Annotated in this window: 16 protein-coding genes; 3 read left to right on the top strand and 13 right to left on the bottom strand. The window is 68.8% G+C overall.

The features are described 5' to 3' along the window. Window positions 1–20 precede the first annotated feature (20 nt). The 5 genes from ACI7YT_RS06190 to ACI7YT_RS06170 form a co-directional block, all read right to left on the bottom strand. A complete protein-coding gene (locus tag ACI7YT_RS06190) occupies window positions 21–1949 on the bottom strand; it encodes a DUF6541 family protein (RefSeq protein WP_406249588.1) in 1929 nt (642 codons plus the stop codon). Then, window positions 1946–2683, bottom strand: a complete 738-nt coding sequence (locus ACI7YT_RS06185; RefSeq protein ID WP_406249587.1) for an ABC transporter ATP-binding protein — start codon at window positions 2681–2683, stop codon at window positions 1946–1948. The genes ACI7YT_RS06190 and ACI7YT_RS06185 overlap by 4 nt, the downstream gene beginning before the upstream one ends. Next, window positions 2680–3585 (bottom strand): ABC transporter permease, encoded by a 906-nt coding sequence (locus ACI7YT_RS06180; protein ID WP_406249586.1) that lies wholly within the window; start codon window positions 3583–3585, stop codon window positions 2680–2682. Before ACI7YT_RS06180 ends, ACI7YT_RS06185 begins: the two co-directional genes overlap by 4 nt. A 102-nt stretch (window positions 3586–3687) precedes the next feature. Beyond that, window positions 3688–6159, bottom strand: coding sequence for an FG-GAP repeat domain-containing protein (locus tag ACI7YT_RS06175; RefSeq protein ID WP_406249585.1), 2472 nt, complete (start codon window positions 6157–6159; stop codon window positions 3688–3690). 100 nt (window positions 6160–6259) lie between these two features. Continuing rightward, a complete protein-coding gene (locus tag ACI7YT_RS06170) occupies window positions 6260–7333 on the bottom strand; it encodes a glycosyltransferase (RefSeq protein ID WP_406249584.1) in 1074 nt (357 codons plus the stop codon). Window positions 7334–7418: 85 nt separating this feature from the next. Between ACI7YT_RS06170 and ACI7YT_RS06165 the strand changes: the two genes are divergently transcribed. Further along, a complete protein-coding gene (locus ACI7YT_RS06165; protein WP_406249583.1) occupies window positions 7419–9185 on the top strand; it encodes a DUF4012 domain-containing protein in 1767 nt (588 codons plus the stop codon). Between the two features lie 145 nt (window positions 9186–9330). After that, complete coding sequence (locus tag ACI7YT_RS06160; RefSeq protein ID WP_406249582.1) at window positions 9331–9978, top strand: hypothetical protein; 648 nt, start codon at window positions 9331–9333, stop codon at window positions 9976–9978. A 133-nt stretch (window positions 9979–10111) separates the two neighbouring features. Here ACI7YT_RS06160 and ACI7YT_RS06155 read toward each other — a convergent pair whose 3' ends face one another. From ACI7YT_RS06155 to ACI7YT_RS06130, 6 genes are all read right to left on the bottom strand, one after another. Continuing rightward, window positions 10112–11560: an LCP family protein gene (locus ACI7YT_RS06155; RefSeq protein ID WP_406249581.1), complete on the bottom strand. Its 1449-nt coding sequence runs from the start codon at window positions 11558–11560 to the stop codon at window positions 10112–10114. Beyond that, window positions 11557–12024, bottom strand: a complete 468-nt coding sequence (gene purE / locus ACI7YT_RS06150) for a 5-(carboxyamino)imidazole ribonucleotide mutase (RefSeq protein WP_406250509.1) — start codon at window positions 12022–12024, stop codon at window positions 11557–11559. Before purE ends, ACI7YT_RS06155 begins: the two co-directional genes overlap by 4 nt. A 98-nt stretch (window positions 12025–12122) precedes the next feature. After that, window positions 12123–13244 (bottom strand): 5-(carboxyamino)imidazole ribonucleotide synthase, encoded by a 1122-nt coding sequence (locus ACI7YT_RS06145; protein WP_406249580.1) that lies wholly within the window; start codon window positions 13242–13244, stop codon window positions 12123–12125. A 59-nt stretch (window positions 13245–13303) separates the two neighbouring features. Continuing rightward, window positions 13304–13858, bottom strand: coding sequence for a PH domain-containing protein (locus ACI7YT_RS06140; protein WP_406249579.1), 555 nt, complete (start codon window positions 13856–13858; stop codon window positions 13304–13306). A gap of 68 nt (window positions 13859–13926) precedes the next feature. Further along, entirely contained in the window at window positions 13927–14679 is a 753-nt protein-coding gene (locus tag ACI7YT_RS06135) for a biotin--[acetyl-CoA-carboxylase] ligase (protein ID WP_406249578.1), read from the bottom strand. Window positions 14680–14682: 3 nt separating this feature from the next. Beyond that, window positions 14683–15966 (bottom strand): CDP-glycerol glycerophosphotransferase family protein, encoded by a 1284-nt coding sequence (locus ACI7YT_RS06130; RefSeq protein WP_406249577.1) that lies wholly within the window; start codon window positions 15964–15966, stop codon window positions 14683–14685. A gap of 50 nt (window positions 15967–16016) precedes the next feature. On the opposite strand from ACI7YT_RS06130, the gene ACI7YT_RS06125 reads away from it, so the two are divergent. Beyond that, window positions 16017–17084 carry a glycosyltransferase family 2 protein gene (locus ACI7YT_RS06125; RefSeq protein WP_406249576.1) on the top strand — a complete coding sequence of 356 codons (1068 nt, stop codon included), beginning with the start codon at window positions 16017–16019 and terminating at the stop codon, window positions 17082–17084. Window positions 17085–17090: 6 nt separating this feature from the next. Here the strand turns inward: ACI7YT_RS06125 and ACI7YT_RS06120 are convergent, their stop codons facing one another. Together ACI7YT_RS06120 and ACI7YT_RS06115 are read right to left on the bottom strand one after the other, a co-directional pair. Next, a complete protein-coding gene (locus ACI7YT_RS06120) occupies window positions 17091–18527 on the bottom strand; it encodes a CDP-glycerol glycerophosphotransferase family protein (RefSeq protein ID WP_406249575.1) in 1437 nt (478 codons plus the stop codon). Then, a complete protein-coding gene (locus ACI7YT_RS06115; RefSeq protein WP_406249574.1) occupies window positions 18524–19795 on the bottom strand; it encodes a CDP-glycerol glycerophosphotransferase family protein in 1272 nt (423 codons plus the stop codon). The genes ACI7YT_RS06120 and ACI7YT_RS06115 overlap by 4 nt, the downstream gene beginning before the upstream one ends. Window positions 19796–19805: the final 10 nt, after the last annotated feature.

Raw genomic sequence — 19805 nt, 5'->3', positions numbered from 1 at the left:
TAGCCGGGCGGTCCGTGCGGCTACTCGTCGCACGCCGTGATCCGCCAGAGTGATACGTCGCCGCGCTCGGCGACGAGCTCGAATCCATCCTGCCCTTCGAAGTCCGTCATCCCCGGCATGACGTAGCGTCCCGGTTCCGCCTCGCCAGGACCGAAGTCGAGGACGTACTCAGGCGACCCGTAGACCAGAAGCGCATCGCACACCGCCGCCTCAGACGCTGCATCGCGCAGACCCGCAGCCAGCACCTGCCAGGCGTCCGACCGGGGCGGCGCCCAGGTCCGCGGATAGACATCGAGTCCGCTCAGGAAGTAGCCGAAGCCCGTGCCGGTCGAGGGATTGCCCAGCACCCGCGCATCATCAGCCACCTCGTCGACGAGCGACTCGAGCAGTTCCCGTTCAGCAGGACTCAAGTACGCGTCGGCATCGGAATGGTACGTCGAGCCCTCGTACATCGTTCCTTCCGTCACCTCCGGCATCTCGACCGGACGTACGACGACGAGGACGATCATGAAAGCGGTCACCCCCACCGCCCCCAGCACCATCGGCATCCGGTCGTCTTCTGCACGACCGACCGTGCGCGCTGCGACCCGAACGATCGCGTCGACACCGAGAGCCGCGAGCGGGATCACGATCACGGGGGCGATCGCCGCGATCCGATACGGGTCGGCGTACCAGGCACCGAGGATCGCGTTGCGCACGAAGGGGTTCCCCACGGCGGCGACCAGGAAATAGAGGACCGATACCGCCCCCCACGCGATGACCAGCCATCGCAGACGCGACCGGCGCACCGCGACGACCAGGCCGATGATCATCAGTGCACTCACGCCGTACGCGAACGGGATCATCACCTGGCCGTTCAGGAGGATGTCCGCGAGCACGGCCGCCTTGCCGCGAATCGGCGGCCAATGCGACCCTGTCGTTCCTTGCGCCAGGTAGGCCCAGAGCGCCAGGAGAACGATCCAGGCGGCAGCGACCAGGACGAACGCGAGGGCGCGCGGCGTCGATTTCGCCCCGCTGAGCAGGCGGAACGTCAGCCAGATCACGCAGATCAGCGCCCAGGGCAGGAATGCGGACGGCTGCGAGAGCAGAAGCGCGCCGATGACGACCAGCACGAGCAGAACACTTCGCGTCCACGCCCGCCATGCAGTCGCGCCCTGGCTCCATCGCGGCAACGCCATGACGAGCGCGATACCGGCAGGAACGAGCGCCATGGACAGGGCATTCGGGAACAGCACCCCCCATTGGATCAGCAGCAGTGGAAAGGTCTGCAGCGCACTCGAGAGAATCGCCGCATACGCGGCGACCGCGCGCGAACCGCTGGCCTCACGCGCGAACCACGCGATGCCGAGCGGCCAGATGATCGCGCCCATCACGAGCGTGAACATGTTCGCCGCAGCGGAGATGGACGCACCGGTGATCATGACGATCAGGGAGATGACGCCGTGCCACGCAGCGGGATAGAAGCTCCGCCCCCCGATGACGGCATTGATGTGCAGCGACGAGGCATCCGCCGTCTCCAGCGCGAAACGTACGGCGTTCATATGGAACACCGCGTCATTCGTCTGCGAGATCGCGTCAGGGGCCGAGATATACGCGGTCAGGCGCCAGACCCCGATGAGAACACCGATCGCCACGGCCGCCGCGAACAGCCATCGCGACCCGACCGGTGCCATGCCGGGGAGCCTGTTGCCGAGCAGCCGGCCCAGCGCCCAGGCGATCGCCGCGAGAACCAGCGCGGCGATGCCCCAGCTCAGCGGAGACCAGGCGACTCCGAAGGCACCGAGGAGCAACGCTGTCGCACCGACCGTGGCGATGCCGAACAGCGGAGCCGACGCGAACAGCGCGAGTCCACGAAGACCGACCCCCCACAGCGCCAGCACGCCGGGGCCGAAGACCACGAGCACCCCGGCCAACAGAGCCGGCGTCTGTGCGAGCCAGTCCAGGATCACTTGTCCACCAGTGCGATGGCGCCTTCGATTTCACCGTCGTAGATGACGTCGCCCTTGTTGATCACGATGCCCCGCGTGCAGAGCTCGCGGACCATCTCCATGTCGTGGCTCACGACGACGAGCGTCTTGCCCTGCTCGATGAGCTCTTCGAACTTCAGGCGGCACTTCTCCCGGAACGGCGCGTCGCCGACCGAGAGGATCTCGTCGACGAGCAGGACGTCGAGCTCGACATGGATCGCGACGGAGAAGGCCAGACGCATGAACATGCCGGATGAGTAGTGCTTGACCTCCTGGTCGATGAACTGCTCGATCTCGCTGAACGCGACGATCTCGTCGTAGCGCGCTTCGATCTCATGCTGCTTCATGCCGAGGATGGCTGCGTTGAGGAAGACGTTCTCGCGCCCGGACAATTCAGGGTGAAAGCCCGCGCCGACCTCGATGAGACCGGCGACGCGACCGCGAGTGAGCACCTGGCCCTCGTCGGGCTCCATGACGCCGGAGACCATCTTGAGAAGCGTCGACTTGCCGGAGCCGTTGAGCCCGAGGATCGCGACGGACTCGCCCTGGCCGATCACGAGGTCGATGCCCTTGAGCGCTTCGAACTCGCTCGTGAGCTTGCGACGCTTGATCCAAGACACGACGGTGTCCTTGAGCGAATACGCGTGGTTGAGCGTGAACCGCTTGTGCACGCCGTCCACGATGATGCTGGGTTTGATGGTGGTCTGCTCGCTCATAGGTCTTGCGCGAACCTTCCTTCGAGGCGGCGGAACACGAACTGACCGAACAGCAGTGTCGCCACGGCGATGAGGAACGTCCACAGCGTGTTCCACGCCAGGCCGGGCGGAATCGCGAACGCCGCATCCGTCACCGGACGCCAGAACGCGAAGTGGAAGAGTTCGACGCCCTGCGTGATGGGGTTGAGCAGGTAGAGATCGACGATCCACTGGGGCCAGCCGAGAGTGCCGACGATCGCGTCCTGCACCTGATACCAACCGTAGAGCACGGGCGAAGCCCACGTCGCGAGCAGCAGCATGAGCTCCACGATGTTCTCGGCGTCACGGAAGCGGACGTTGATCGCACCGAAGAAGAGACCCAGCCCCAATGCGAACACCATGACGATGATCATCCCGGCGAAGATGGCCAGCACCGACAGCAACGAGATGTGCGTGATCCACCCCAGGAACAGGCAGACCACGAGAAGCAGACCGACCTGAGGGAGGAAGTGCACGAACGCGACGATGATCGCCGACACCGCGAACAGCTGCCGCGGGAGGAAGACCTTGCGTACGAGGGCGGCGTTGCCGACGATCGACGTGGTCGCGTTCTTGAAGCCTTCGGAGAAGAGGTTGATCACGACGATGCCGCTGAACAGGTAGACGGCGTAGTTCGGGATGCCGTGGTCCAGGTTCATGAACAGGCCGAGCACGACCCAGAACACGAGGAACTGGGCGGCCGGGCGCACGTACGACCAGGTCCATCCCAGTACGGAGTTCCGGTAGCGCGTCGTCACGCCGGTGCGCACGAGCAGGCGCAACAGGTAACGCCAGCGCACCACATCGATCAGCCCGCGGCTCCTGCCGGGAGTGTCGAACTCGGAACGCGGGACGGCGGCGAAGAGATCTCGGGTTTCAGTCACAGGCCCACACATTCGAAAGCGATGACCTCTGCCATCGCGGCATCCAGTATCCCATGCGCGGCTGAGTCTTCTGCCAGGACACGTTCCTGAGAGCCGTCTCCGTCAGCCCACACTGCTGATCGAGCTCCAGCCGTTGCCGATCTGCTTGCGCGCCTTCCACCCGCCCTTGCCATCACCCGGGTACAGGTGCATGGTCCCGTCGTCACGGATGCCGATGACGTCGGCTCGCCCGTCACCATCGAAGTCACCTGGGCCGACGATGCGGGTCATCGAACCCCAGCCGTTGCCGATCTGCCGCGGCGCCGAGAAGGTGCTCTTTCCGGTCGTGGGGTACACGCGCAACGTGCCGTCCTTGAGTCGGGCCACCAGATCGGCGTGACCATCCCCGGTGAAGTCGCCGACATTGAGCACCTGATCCGCGATGCCCCATCCGTTGCCGATCTTTATGCCTCTGCCTGTCTGCCAGCCGCCGTTGCCGTTGCCGAGGTAGAGGTACATCTCGCCGCGAGGCGTGATGGCGATGATGTCAGTACGTCGGTCGCCGTCGAAATCGAGGCCGCCGATGACGTGAGCGAACTGCTGCCATCCCTGCCCGATCCGTTTCCGGTCGTTGTAGCCGCCGCCGCTCTTTCCCGGGTAGAGCCAGAACGACCCGTTGGCGTCGATGCGTGCGATGTCGCGGATCCCGTTGTTGCCGAAGTCGCCGAGCGCGATCACCTTGTCACGGGCGGTCCACCCGGTGGTGAGCTTCGTCACACCGGTCCATCCTCCGTGTCCGTCTCCACCGTAGATCCGGACCTCGCCGCTCTTGGTGATGGCGACCAGGTCGTTTCCGGATCGCCCGTCGGCGTTGCCGACGCCGGCGGTGAGGGGCCGAGAGTTCTTCACTGCCTGTCCGACGAAGCCCTTCGTCGCCAGAGTGTGCCAGCTCGTGCCGACGACGCCCAGACTCTTCGGATACGCGGTGCCTCGTCCCTCGAACGCGACCAGCCGGCCGTCGGCGGCGTGCGCCAGGAGATCAGGTGTGCCGTTACCGGTGAAATCGCCGGGGCTGAAGATCGCGGTCATGCTCTTCCAGCCGTTGCCGATCTGAACTCTGGCGCCCCAGCCTCCGCGGCCGTTTCCCGGGTAGAGGAACAGCCCCCCGGCGCTGTCGCGCGCGACGAGGTCCGTTCTGCCGTCGTCGTTCATGTCGATGCCGCCGACGAGCTGACTCATGGACGCCCATCCGGAGCCGATTGCCACGGAGGGCCGGAATCCGCCGCGGTCGTCGCCCGCACGCAAGAAGAGCCTGCCCGCCGAATCGACGGTGAAGACGTCCGGCAGACCGTCTCGGTTGAAATCGCCGGCCGGGATCACGGATTTCGTCCCGGACCAGTCCCCGCCGAGCGCCTTGGGTGCGCTCAGGGTCGTCGAGCCGTTGCCGTACAGCGCCGAGGGCTTGCCGCTCGCCGAGACGGCGATGAAGTCGCGATGACCGTCGCCATTGAGGTCACCGGCACCGAAGAAGGACTTCAGCGACCCGAGCCCGCTCGCCATCTTCACACGTGCACCCCAGACGCCCTTGGAGAACGGGTAGCCCCAGACGTTTCCGGCGGAGTCGGTGCTGACCACGTAGGAAGACGTGTTGACGTTCGTCAATTTCGGCGGGTTCACAGTCGGCGCCGGTGCCGGTGCCGCCGGCTTCTGCGTCGAGCCGAACCAGTCGGTGAAGTAGTTGTAGAAGTTGCGGTTGCCGTATGCGCCGCATGGCTCGGCCGAGCCGTACCCCGCACGCAGCGCCGCAGCGTTGGGCTGATAGGGCGTGTAGTAGTACATCGCCGAGGTGGCCTTGTTGGCGATGTACACCGGCGCGCGTCCGCAGGAGTCCTCGACGTCGTACTTGATGTTCCATGTCTTCCCTGGCGCGTACCAGGTGAAGTGGCGCCCCTCCATGTACACCTGCATCTGACGTGCCGCACCGTAGACCTGCGCGAAGAACCCAGCGAACTTCACGTCGCAGGGTGCGGTATCGGGGCACGCCTGGCCCATCGCCGCGTTGTATCGCCAGTCGCTCGGCCACGTGTGCGTGACCAGTGCCTGCTCCTTCTGCAGCATCACGATCAGCACCTGGGGATTGATGCCGCAGGACTGCGCGACGCGATGGATGATGCGCGCGGCCGTCTCGCCCGACGACGCCGTGTACCCGGCGCAGTACTTGTCGGCCGCCTTGGTCTGGCTCGAGGTCCTGAGGTCCTTCAGACATGTGTACCCCGAGCGGCAGGTCTTCACCTTGCTGTTGAGGAAGGTCTGGATCTGCGCCTCGGTCATCGTGGACTTGCTCGTGAAGACCGCGTCGCTGATGATGTTCCCCGCGTTGAATCCCGCGAGAGAGGTCTTCACGATGCCGCTCGACGCCGGGTCGGCCGCCACCCGGGCGATGGTCGCTCCGGAACCCGCCGTCATCGCAGTCGCGGACGTCGCGGCGGATGCCGGCAGGACCGTGCCGATCGTCACCGCTATCGCGGCGACGAAGACTGTGAGGATTCGGGCGATCCTGGGCACGTTTCGAGGGCGTGGGGCACGACGAGACATGTGACCAGTGTGACGCACGTGACGGCATTATCCGCTCCGGCGCGCCCTGCGCGTGGCGCGCCGGGCCGTGTGTCGCCCCTGCTCAGCAATTTCTCAGCAGTCACAGCTCGGCGTGCAGAGCCCACACGCGTTCGGCGGAGCTCGCCCAGGAGAACGCCCTCGACCGGTCCCCCGCGAGCACGCGGAGCCGCGCGTTCCCACTGCCGACGGCATCCGCCACGGCATCCGGCAGATCCGCCTCCGCCACGATGACGCCGCCGTCGGCGATGACGTCCTCGTGCAGACCGCCGTCGGCCGCGACGACGGGGACGCCGAGCGTCATCGCCTCGACGGCGCGCCACGGCCAGGCCGTCAGCACGCTCGTGGCGACGAACGCGCGCGCTCCAGCGAGCACGGCGGCGCGATCGGCCGCGTCCAACTGACCTCGGATGTGCACGCGCCGCTCCGGCAGCCCGGCCGCCGACGCGAGGTCCGCGAGCAGCGGCTCGTCGCCGTCGGCAGCTCCGAGCACCACGGCATCCGTTCCCGCGGCTGCTGCCGCGCGGAACCCGTGCTCGTACGATTCCCCCGCGCCCACGACCACGACGTACTCCGTCGGCACTCCGACGCGCGACCGCCGTGCTGCGGCATCCTTCGGCACGGAGAGATCGGATGCCGCGGCACCGGCGATCACGCGCACACGATCGCCGAATCTGGCGTACTCCTCGAGCCGGTCGACGAAGGCGTGGGACGGCACGACGATCGCATCGGCGTGCTTGGCCGCGCGGCGCAGCATGCCCCGGTGCCAGGCCACGGCGGGCTTGGCCATCGTCTGCGGCGCCTGCCATGCGTTCAGATCCCACAGCGTCACCACTGTCTGGTCCATGTCGTGCACCCGGTCGTGTTTGATCAGCGGCGCCATCAGCGAGGGCGAATGGATCATCCCGCCACCGACCGCCGGGGCGATGCCCAACTGCCACGATGCTGCGAGCTCCCGCCGCTGCAGGGCCAGTGCCCGCACCTCGCCCAGTCCGCGGATCTCCGGCTTCGCGCCGGCGGGGACGATCGCGTCGACCGTGCACTCACGCGGCGCCGTGGCGATGAGCCCGACCGTCAACTCGAGCGAGGCCCACGCGATGTCCGGCGAGACGATCTGCGCGAGCTGATCGAGAACGACACGCAGCTGAGCACCCATAGCAGAAGGGTAGACGGCGCCGGTCGCATCGTCGGGACGCGCGCCCGTGATCGACCAGGACACGCGGGCATGCTTGAATGCTCACGTGAGCGACGGACGACTCCCCCGGCACCGCCGACGATGGCTGGGCTGGACCATCGGCACTCTCGCCGTGCTCCTGCTCATCGCCATGGGCTGGGTCACCGTTCGGGGCATCGGAGCCGCCGAGGCGCTGCAGGCCGTTTCGGACGACACCGCCGACCTCAAGGCGGCCGTCGCAGCACAGGATCTCGAGGGCGCGGAGAAGATCGCCGATCGGATCGCCGGTCATGCGGCGGAGGCCGCCGATCTCACGAGCGACCCGGTCTGGCGCGGATTCGAGTTCGTGCCGTGGGTCGGGGCGAACTTCACGGCGGTCCGCGAGATCGCCTGGATCGCGGACACGGTCGCGTCCGACGCGCTGACCCCCGTCCTGGATGCCGCGGACGAACTGGATCTCGCGGATCTGGGATTCAGCGGAACGACGATCGACCTCGCCCCGTTCGCCGCCGCCGCAGAGCCGCTCGGCCGCGCCGATGCCACGTTGTCCGACGCCCTCGCGAAGGCCAGGGAGATCGACGCCGGCGCCACCCTTCCGCCGCTGGAGGAAGCGGTCGGGCAGGTCCGCGACTCCGTCGACGAGGCGGCGACGCTCGTCGGCACTCTGCACGGCGCATCCGTACTGCTGCCGAGCATGCTCGGAGCCGATGGGCCCCGGTCGTACGTCGTGGCGATGCAGAACAACGCCGAGGTGCGCTCCTCCGGGGGCATCATCGGCGCTCTGGCCCTGATCACCGCCGACCGAGGGAGCATCAGGATCGTGCGCAATGCGTCGACGGCCGATTTCCCCCCGTTGGAGGCCCCGCTCGAGGTCAGCGAGCCGAACGTCGCGCTGTTCGAGGAGCAGCCAGGGCGGTACCTGCAGAATCTCACCAGCATCCCGCAGTTCACCGAGGCGGCACCGCTGATCGCGACGCGCTGGACGCAGCAGTTCGGCGGCACGGTCGACGGCGTCGTCGCCGTCGACACCGTCGTCGCGCAGCATCTGGTCGCCGCCACCGGACCCGTCACGTTCGGACCGTTCACGGCCGACGGGGACAACATCCTCGGCATCCTGCTCTCGGAGATCTACAGCACCATCCCGGATGCCGCGACTCAGGATGCCGTCTTCGCCCAGGCATCCAGCGCGCTGCTGGCCGCCGCGTTCTCGTCCGGTCAGACACAGGCGCTGCTGGGTGCGCTGTCCGAGTCCTCCGACGAAGGACGCATCCGCATCTGGAGCGCTCACGAGGACGAACAGGCCAGGCTCGCGACCACATCCCTCAGCGGTGCGCTCCCCACGGATGACGACAGTGCGACCTGGGTCGGCGCTCTGTTCAACGACACCACCGGCGGCAAGATGGACTACTACGCCGACGCGGCGTTCACGGTCGCCACGGGCGTCTGCGCCGGCGAGCCGACCACCCGCCTCGAGGCGACGTGGACCAACGACGCCCCCGCGGACGCCGCCACCGCGCTGCCCGAGTACGTCACTGCGGCCGGCTGGTACGGCGTGCCACCGGGCGAGACGCGCACGCTCGTCGCCCTCTACGGCCCGCAGGGCGCGACGCCCGTGCGGATCGACCGCGACGGCGCGGAGGAACAGGTGCAGACCGCCGTGATCGACGGGCGAACGGTCCTGCAGCATTCGGTGGAGCTGGCCCCTGGCGAATCCACCACCATCACCGTCGATTTCGTCGGCACGGGGACCGGCGAGCGGCTGACCGAGGTCGCGCACACCCCGCTCATCCGCGAACCGGACGTGACGCGCGAATCCATCGACTGCGGCTCGTGACTTTCGCGCTCGCATGCGCTAGTGTCAACCTCACTGGGGAATATCGGGCTCTGCCATCCTGCCGTGGGGGCAGGAAGGGTCCACGCAGTCGAATGCAGGGGTGTGTTCGGGTGTGATTCCGCGTGTATCTCTCTGGGGGAGAATCATGCTGAAGAAGATGGCCGTCATCGGCCTTACCGCGGGTGCGCTTTTCCTGGCTGCGCCCACCGCCGCGACTGCTGCGTCCTCCGACGTGCCGGCGCCGCCTCCGCCGCACCTGTACGCGGAGACGCCACGTGTGTCGGTCGGTGATCCGATCATCGACACATGTGAAGCGTCCACCGTTTCGTTCGGAGCAGGCTACTTCCTGCCCGGCGAGCGCGTCGGCATCTCGGTGTCCGGTGTGAACGCTGCGGCAGCTCGCATCTCGGGCGACGTCGCCGCGGGCGACGGCAGCCTCGTCGTGTCGTTCCGGCCTCCGGCCGACGGGGAGGGGACGTATTCCCTCGCCTTCACCGGCGGTGCGCGCACCGGCGGCTCGTCCGCCGACGGCGCACGGGCGGGATCGGTCATCTCCCGTGGCTACACCGCGACCATCACGGTCGCCGGCGCGGGCGACAGCTGCGAGCAGGATCCGGCACCGGCCGACACCGAGCTTCCGCTGACGGGATCGGCCGAGTCGACCGGGTCCGGCATGGAACTCGCGCTGACCGGCGGTTCGGTCTCACCGTGGATCATCGGCGGAGGCGCGCTCGCGCTCACCGCCGGCGGCGTCCTGCTCGCGGCCGGCGCCGCGCGCCGACGCCGCATCTGAGTCCGGTCGCTGCGCGCGGCGACCGGACCGGCCGGGCGACGACGGCCCCTCCCCCTCCGTCCGTCGTCGCTCAGTGCCGAGTCGATGGGCTCGTGGAGCGTGGGGCTCCGCGAGCCCATCGGCGCGCCTGCGATCAGGACGACGGGTCGGGCGTGGGCGTCGCCGGGTGCAGCGTGTCCTGCATCACCTGACGGATGTACTCGTAGTCCGGGTCCCGATCGTCGATCCCGTTCTCGGGCGTGAGCTCGATCGTGGTGACCTGCTGCTCCTTCGCCTTCGTGACGAGGTCGAAGAACTCCGGGAGCTTGTCCTGCGGCAGATCGGTCTCCACGAGCGCCGTCCCCGCTGCGGCGATCTCGTTGAAGCGCGTCAGCACGGTCTGCGGCGTGAACTGGGCGAGGATCGCCTCCTGCAGCTGACGCTGCCTCTTCATGCGATCCCAGTCGTTGGTCGTGTAGCGCGAGCGGGCGTACCACTGCGCGGTGTCGCCGTTCATGGTCTGCTCGCCCGGTTCGATCCAGCCGATCGCCCAGTCCTCCGCCGACTCCCCCTCGTACGACGGCCCGCCGCCCTTGGGCAGACGCTGATCGACCGTGATCTGCACGCCGCCCAGCGCATCGACGAGGTTCGCGAAGCCGTGCATGTCGATGAACACGTAGTACGGGATCTCGATCCCGAGGATGCCCTCAGCGGCGTCCTTGGTGGCCTCGATGCCTGGTTCGGAGCCCTGCGCCGCGGCATCCGGGTACAGCTCTGAACCGTCGTTGCACACTTCGACCTCGGTGCGCAGCTGGTTGATGCCGCTGCCCCATCCGCAGGTCTCGTCGTTGTGGCTCTCGTGCCCGTTCGGGTACTTGTCGTGCATCGGCCCCTCGGCGAAGGGGAACCCCGGCATATCCCGCGGGATCCCGGTGATCGTCACGGCGCCGGAGTCGGCGTTGACCGAGACGACGGAGATGCTGTCGTAGCGCATGGAGTCTCGGCCTTCGCCGCTGTCGGCACCGAGCAGGAGGATGTTGTAATAGCCGTCGCTCGGCGGCAGGCTCGGTCCGCTCTGAGTGAAGATCGACCCCAGCGTGTCCCGGCTGGAGCCGACCACGCTCGCGGCGTATGCGGTCCCGCTCCCGATCAGGCCGAGGATCACGACCATCGCGATCGGGATGCCGAAGCGCGACACCGTCGAAACCTTCACCAGGCGCACGAGCCGCAGCGTGTCGATCGCGAGCACGATCCACAGCACGAGATAGGCCACCAGCACCCCCTGCACGATGGTGAGGAGGATGCTGGACATCCAGCCGGCACCGACCGTGAGCCAGAGGAACGTCGGACGGGCGAACAGCGCGAGCCCGACCCCGACGATCACGAGCAGCCAGCCGATCAGCGTCGCTCCCAGAGCGAAGCGGCCGAGGCGGCGGTTACCCGCGAGGACCTGGGCGGAACCGGGCACCAGCACGTTCAGGACGACGAGCCACCACCCGCGCCGCGCCATGAAACCCGGATCGTTCAGATCCGGATTCCGCATCGGACGCGTCTCGATGACGGGACGAGCGCCGAATCCGGCGCGCGGCGCGGCGATGGTCACAGCGAATCCTTCAGCCGCTGGTTCTTCTCCGCCACCTGCCCCTCAAGCGTGCGGGCGTACTCCTCGATGCGGTCGGCGATCCCGGCATCCGAGGATCCGATGATCCGTGCCGCGAGGATGCCCGCGTTGCGGGCGCCGCCGATCGACACGGTCGCGACGGGGATGCCGGCCGGCATCTGCACGATCGAGAGCAGCGAGTCCATGCCGTCCAGGTAGGCGAGCGGCACGGGGACGCCGACCACGGGCAACGGAGTCATGGAGGCGAGCATGCCCGGCAGGTGCGCTGCGCCTCCGGCGCCCGCGATGATCACCTTGATGCCGCGGCCACGGGCTTCCCGTGCGTACTGCACGAGCTTGTCCGGTGTGCGGTGCGCCGAGACGACCTCGACCTCGTGGGCGATCCCGAAATCGGACAGCGCCTGCGAGGCGTCGCTCATGATGCGCCAGTCGGAATCGGAACCCATCACGACACCGACGAGGGGCATGGCAGAGGAGTGCAGCGGCTCAGTCACTCACCCAGGGTACGGTCTGGCGCCTCACGATCCGCTGAACGGCGCGGACATCAGCGGAAGTGGTCGGCCGCGGCCCTGGCGATGAACACGGCGTCGTCCAGGTCGTCCGCGGTGGCGTTGACGTGCCCCACCTTGCGTCCGGGGCGCGGCGCCTTGCCGTAGGTGTGGATCTTGGCGGCCGGCTGGTCCGCCATGGCATCCGCGAACCGGGAGTCGAGCGTGCCGTCGACGGGGCCGCCGAGGATGTTGATCATCACCGACCATGGCGCTCGGGGAGTCGTCTCGCCCAGCGGCAGATCGGCCACGGCTCGCAGGTGCTGCTCGAACTGCGAGGTCACCGATCCGTCCTGGCTCCAGTGGCCGCTGTTGTGCGGGCGCATGGCCAGTTCGTTGACGAGGATGCGCTCGTCATCCGTCTCGAAGAGCTCGACTGCGAGCATCCCGGTCACGCCGAGCCCTTCGGCGATGCTGCGCCCGATGCCCTCTGCCACCTCGACCAGCCGCGGTGCGGCCCCCGGAGCGGGAGCGAACACCTCGGCGCACACCCCGTCGCGCTGGACCGTCTCCACGACAGGGTACGCGACCATCTCTCCGCTGGGTCGGCGCGCGATCTGCTGCGCCAGCTCGCGGACGAAGGACACCAGTTCCTCGACCAGGAGCGCTCCGCCGTCGAGCGCGTCGAACCAGTCGGCGGCCTCCGCGGCATCCGACACGACTCGCACGCCCTTGCCGTCGTAGCCGCCCCGCGGGGTCTTCACGACCGCGCGCCCGCCGTGGTCGTCGAGGAACGTCTGCAGCTCGACGGTCGTCGCCACCGCGGCCCAATCCGGCTGCGGCACCCCGAGTTCGGCCAGACGCGCGCGCATGTCGAGCTTGTCCTGCGCGTAGCGCAGCGCGTCCGGGCCGGGGTGCACCACGACGCCGTCGTCGACGAGGGCGCGCAGCACCTCCTGCGGGACGTGCTCGTGATCGAACGTGACGACATCGACGTCCGCCACGAAGGCGCGCACCGCCTCGAGATCGCGGTAGTCGCCGACCGCGGTGGCGGCCAGCTGCGCCGACATCCCCTCGGTTTCGGCCAGCACCCGCAGTTCGAGCCCGAGCTCGACCGCGGGGGCGATCATCATCCTGGCCAGCTGGCCTCCGCCGATCACACCAACACGCAACGCCATTCGCGCTCTCCGTTCGTCTGGACCATTCTCCCGCATCCGCAGGCCCGTGCGGGATGCGGTCAGGACGTCGGCCCAGTGTCCGACGCGGACTGCGCGTCGCGGTGCGCGAGGATCTGGTTGACCTCGATCTGGTCCACCAGCGTCTCGTGCACGAGTGTGACGGTCGGCACGTTGACGAGCCGCAGCGGCGCGTCGACGCCATTGGACAGCGTGATGGTGCCCGCGCCCCACAGGCGCTGCAGGATGCCTCGGCGCACCGTGATCGTGTAGCCGCGGACGTGCGTCATCTCACGACGGTGTCTGGCGCCGATCCCGGACTTCGCGATCACACGACGCGTGGTGATCACGTACGTCCGCGACAGCCAGACGAGATACGGGATGACGACGCCGACGATCAGAAGGGCACCAGCCGCCGTCAGCAGCATCCAGTCCTCGAAGCCGGCCGGCAGGTTGCCGTAGAAGTACGCCGTCGCGCCGAACAGGGCGATGAGCAGCAGTGCCGACCAGAGCAGCCGCCGTGGCTGGCTGCGGAAGCGCGCGATGAGCAGCTCTTCGCTGAGCGCCCCTGGCGGCGGCATCATCGGCCGACCGCCGAGCGTGACTGGCTGCGTCATGCCTCCATTGTGACGGAGGCCGCCGACAACACCCGTCTCTCGACGGCGTGTCAGCGCCAGCCGCCTCGTCAGGCGAGGCGCGCGTGCACGACATCGCCTGCGGCGACGGGATGCCGTGCTCCGCCGGCCTCGACGATGAGCCGGCCATCGGATTCGAGACCGACGGCGGTGCCGTGCAGCGCCGTCCCGTCCGGCAGGGACACCTCCACGGCGCGCCCGAGGCTCAGGCAGCGCGCCTCCACCGCGACGCGCAGTCCTGCGGCATCCGCGTCCCCCGCCGCGACCAGCCCGGCGAGCGCTCGGGCGAGGCCGAGGACGAAGTCCGCCGCGAGGCGGTCGACATCGGCGGTCGCGCCCAGTGCCGCGAACGAGGTGGCCGTCGGCACGGGCAGCTGTTCGTCGGTCATCGCCGTGTTGACGCCGACGCCGACGATGACGGCGCCGCCAGAGCCCTCCGCGAGGATGCCGCAGATCTTGCGCCCGTCGACCAGCACGTCGTTGGGCCACTTCACCCCGACCTCGTGATCCGGAAGCTGGGCGGCCACGGCATCCGCCATCGCCATCCCGGCGGCGAGCGGGATCCAGCCGAGGGATTCAGCGTCCGGCAGATCGAGCAGCAGGACCGAGACCGCCAGTGCCGAACCGGCCGGCGTCGTCCAGGTGCGATCCAATCGGCCGCGTCCTGCTGTCTGGTGGGTCGTCAGCAGGACGCTCAGGTGCGGCGCATCAGCGGCATGATCGCGCAGCTGTGCGTTCGTGGACGGCGACTGCTCGACGACATCGAGTCGTCCGGCGACCGCGGCGGTGCGGGGGAAGTCCACGGGTCAGTCCTCGCCGTCCTTGGCCTCTTCGTCGTCATCGTCCTCGTCGTCCGGCACGGCGCCGATCTCGCTCGCGCGCCACTCGTCCCACTGCCCCATCAGCCGTTCGATCGCGGCATGGAACTTCGCCGTCGCGACACCGGGCGTCGTGTCGCCGAAGTAGTGCTGCACCCACATGCGCAGCTTCGCGATGGCCTCGTCGTCGGCGCGCACGCGCTCGACCTCGGCGACGATGTCGTACGAGCCGTCGACCGTGAGCCACTCGCAGTCGGAGAGGTATCCCCTGGTGTCGACCGAGGCCCGCTCGTCGGCGGGACGTGTGATCATCAGCGGCTTCCCCGCCGCGAGCCGGTCGTAGACCATCGCCGAGATGTCGACGATCGCGACATCGGCCGAGGCGAGCTGCCACCCCAGTTCGGGTCCGTCGTCGTAGATGTGGTGCGCCGCGGCGTCGGCGGCGTTCGCTGCGTCGATCGCGGACAGGATGCGGCGGTGCGCCGCCCCGTACTCGTCGTCGACGACTCCGGAGCGCGGATGCGGGCGGTAGACCACGCGGTGGGAGCCGGTGGCGAGCAGCTTCTTCACGAGCGTCTCGCCATGCGTCGCGATCGAGCCGTAGTGAGCGCTCGGACGGTCGCCCTCCCAGGTCGGTGCGTAGAGCACGACCGTGCGGTCATCCGGCGTGTACGGCAGCGTCCCCGAGTAGTGGTCGGCCTGCGGACGGCCGATCTCGATCGTCCGCCGATCGATGTCGTAGTCCCACAGCGTTCGCGAAAGCCGGTCTCTGGCCGCCTGACCCGCAACGAAGGCATAGTCGTACGCCTTGTACTGGTTCGTCGTCATGTACATCTTGTCGGACTCGCCGTGGTTGATGAACACGTGCCAGCGCCGCCCGTAGCGGAACATCTGGAAGTTGCGGGTGTTCTGATTCACGTACAGCACGATGCGGATGTCCTGCTTCGCGATGAACCGTTCGAGGTCGCGCACCTTCGGCACGAACGCCACCGGAGGTCCGCCCTCCTCGAGGAGCTTCTCCGCACCGGTCGCGCTGCGCGACAGCACGACGACCGGCCACAGCTTGGACAGTTCCTGCAGGGGCCGATACCACTGCCGCATCTGGTACATGTTGACCGCGCCGTCGGCGAAGTACACCGCGATCCGGTAATGATCGCGCGGGTGCGGCGGCAGTGCGGCCAGGCGACGGCGGACCCGCTGCACAGCGGATCGCGACGCCAGCGCGCGCCGGAGCAGCCGGTACGCCTTCTTTCCATCGGACACGAGACTCACCTGTCAAGAGTACCCAGGCACCCCGCCCCGCCTCGTGACATGATCGGGGGGTGCTCGACAACGAAACGACAACACCTTCCCCTGGTGTCACGTTCGTCATGCCCGTGCTGAACGAGCGGGACTACCTTCAGCACGCCGTCGAGTCCGTCCTCTCGCAGCAGGTGGACGGGGATGCCGAGCTCGTTCTCGCCCTCGGTCCCTCCACGGACGGAACGACAGAACTCGCTCAGAAACTGGCCGAGGCAGACGACCGCATCCGGCTCGTCGACAACCCGGCCGCCGACATCCCGGTCGGGCTGAACGCCGCGATCAGGGCCGGTCGCCACGACACGATCGTCCGGGTGGACGCGCACTCCGAGCTCTCTCCCGGATACGCCGCCCGCGCTCTGGAGACGCTGGCGCGCACCGGCGCAGCCAATGTCGGCGGCGTCATGCACGCCGAGGGCCGCACGCCCTTCCAGAAGGCAGCGGCGTGGGCGTACAACTCCCCCATCGGCCTCGGCGGGGGCGCGTACCATGGCGGCGCCCGCGAAGGCGAAGCCGAATCCGCGTACCTCGGCGTCATGCGACGCAGCGTGCTCGACGAGGTCGGGCTGTTCGACGAGACCGTCCGCCGCGGCGAGGACTGGGAGCTGAACCTGCGCATCCGCCAGGCGGGTCATCTGGTGTGGTTCGACCCCGCCCTCTCTGTGACCTACTGGCCGCGCGAGAGCTGGCTGCGGCTGGCCAGGCAGTTCCGTGCCACGGGTGCCTGGCGCGGCGAGCTCGTGCGCCGGTACGGCCGTCGCAACGGCCTGCGCTTCTTCGCGCCCCCGGCGCTGCTGGCGAACCTCGTCGTCGCCGCGCTGATCGGCCTCCTGCAGCTCACCGGCGTGCTCTCCGGCATCCCGTCGCTGATCGCCTGTCTCGTGTACCTGCCGCTGGCGGCCTACGCCGTCCTGGTGATCGTGATGGCGCTGACCCCGGGGCGCGGCTTCCGCGAGCGGCTCTGGACCCTGGCCGTCCTGCCCACCATGCATCTGGCCTGGGGATGGGGCTTCCTCGGCGGAGTGCTCCGAGGCGCCAGAGGAACCGTGGACGCTTCGCGCCTGGGCACCCGCAACACCCCTCTGCCGTAGCGGACCTCAGGCGCCGACGAAGCCGAGATCGAGGATGCGCGAGACCACGCGCTCGGCGGCGTGTCCGTCGTCGCGCGTGTTGAACTGCCGCCGCCACGCGTCGTAGCGTTCGGCGTATCTCTCGGCGAGTGTCGGATCGGCCAGGGCCGCTACGAGTTCGTCCTGCGTGCGCAGCAGCGGACCGGGTGCTCGCTCGTCGAGATCGAAGTAGAACCCGCGCAGGCGCCCCCGATAGTGCTCCAGATCAGGCACCAGGAAGTGCATCGGCTTGCCGGTGACGCTGAAGTCGAACATCACCGAGGAGTAGTCGGTGATCAGCTCGTCGGCGATCAGGAGCAGTTCGGCGGTCTGCGGATAGCCGGTGACATCGATGACCCGTGCACCGTCCTGGTCGCGGCCGGGCTTGAGGGTGCGGGAGTGCCCGCGCACCAGGACGACGGCATCCGCCTCGTGCGCGAGCTTCTCCGGGTCGATGAAATCGACGATCTCGGTGCGGTCGTCGCGCCAGGTCGGTGCGTACAGCAGCACCCGCTCGTCCGGTCGGATGCCGAGGGCGGCGCGCATGGCCACGGCATCGCCGTTCACGAGCACGTCGTTGCGCGGGTATCCCTCCACCCAGATCGGCTTGCCGAAGAACGCGTACGCCTTGGCGAGAATGCGCTCCGAGTACCGGTTCTGTGCGAGAAGCACGTCCCACCGACGGGACTCCTTGACCACCGCAGCCATCCGACGCGGGTCGAAACCGGGGCGGTGCAGGGCGAGACGCTTGAGCGGCGTGCCGTGCCAGGTCTGCAGCACCCGCTGCCCGCTCTTGCGGACGAAGCGCCGACGCAGCCAGTCGTTGACGACGAGCAGACGCGCGGATGCACGCGCCCGCCACCACTCCGGGCTGCCCTCCACGACGGCGACGGCGCCGGCCGGGACCGCGACGGACAGGTCGACCACGCTCCAGTAGCGCGCGACCCCCGGTGCACGCTCTGCGAGTTCCCGATCGATCGCACGCGGATTGCATCCGGCGCTCTGACCGTAGAAGCTCTCGAAGAACACGGCGTCCTCGGTGCCACCCGGCTGCGCCGCGTAGCGCTCCTCGAGTGTGCGCTGCCCCTCGGGCGAGAGGTGCACGGCATCCAGAGGCGGATCGATCGTGACCGAGGCGCCGCGCACCGCGATGCCGAGGCCGGCGAGGACTGTCCGCTCGATCGAGGCGCCGTCGAGGTCTGCGCCGTCGATCCGCAGCTCGTATTCGCCGGACGGCAGCGGCAGCTCATCGCCGCCGAATCGCGCGACGCGCAGCGGGAACACGGCCCGCCAGGCACCGGCTTCGCCGGTCACGTCTGCGGAGACGCGCGCGCGAGCCCCCTCCAGGACGGCGGAGACGGGACGTGCGCCGTCGCCTGCGACGACGAGCGCGCTGCGCACCTCATCGATCTCGGCGGTGGTCATGGATGCTCTCCCTCGGTCGCGGGACGTGCGGGGGCTGCCGCGCCCTTGGCGCGCATCACCCGGTAGACCCGGTCGGTGTTGTGTCCGTCTCGATACTCGTGCATCCGCTCGCTGAGCGCGGCTGATCGCGCCGCGCGTGCGGCGAAGACGTCCTCGTCGGCGAGCAGCGGGTCCAGCTGATCCAGCACGTCGTCCCAGCAGGATGCCTCATCGCCGCCGGTGACCTCGTCCAGGCGCCCGTAGAATCCGCGGGTGCGGGCGTAGTCGGCCGTGTCCGGCGCCAGGTGCACCACGGGCATCGCGAGAAGACCCACGTCGTATGCGAGGGACGAGTAGTCGGTGATGAGCACGTCGATCGCCGGCAGGGCGCCCGTCACGTCGGCGAGGACCGTCGACCCCAGCATCCGCACCCGTCCGGTCGGCAGCGGCGGCGCGTAGCCGCCCTCGCCCAGCGGATGCGAGCGCACGAGCAGCACCGCGTTGCGGCGCTCGAGCATCGTGATGATCCGCACCCACTCGGCAGCGGAGGGGACGGCCGGATCCGGCGCGCCATCGCGCCAGGTCGGTGCATAGAGAATGGCGCGGGCGCCCTCGGGGACGTCGACGCCGGCGGAGGAGAGGACACCGGATGCCGCAGCGCGGCGCTCAGCCGCCGTGCCCGTAGAGAGCACGTCGACCCTGGGCTCCCCCGTCACCACGACCCGGTCGTCGCCGAGGCCGAACGCCGATTCGAGGCGTCCTCGTGCCCGATCCGATGCGGCGGGCAGCACGTCGATCCGCCGGGCCGACGAACGGTACAGACGCCCGATGAGCGACCGCAGCACGCCGGCTCCCGGTACCGGCGGCACCTGCGTCGTGGCCGGCGAGTCGAGTCCGATCCGCTTCAACGGGATGCCGTGCCAGAGCTGAACGGTGAAGGCTCCCCCGCCGCCGTAGCGGTTGACATCACCGAAGCCGTGCGTGACGACGAGGACCCCTGCCCGCGCGGTGGCCCACCAGCCGGCCAGGCTCTGCTTGCGGATGGTGCGGATGCCGAGGGCTGCTGCATCGTCGTCCTCGCGAGCGGACGATGTGAGCCAGACGGCGTCGTGACCGGCATCCGTCGCGACTCGCCAGAGCGCGAGCGCCCCGTCTCCGATGCCCGCTCCGCAGCCGAACACCCAGCGCGATCCCCGGGGGATCAGCAGGGCGGCGATGCGCCCTGCGGCATACAGCGGAATGCGCAGGAGCTTCGCCGCATTGCCGGTGCCGAAAGAGAAGGACGCCACCCCGCGAGCC

It is taken from the genome of Microbacterium sp. M, from assembly GCF_045181065.1.
Taxonomy (GTDB): Bacteria; Actinomycetota; Actinomycetes; order Actinomycetales; family Microbacteriaceae; genus Microbacterium.
This window is presented reverse-complemented; position numbering and strand designations above follow the sequence as displayed.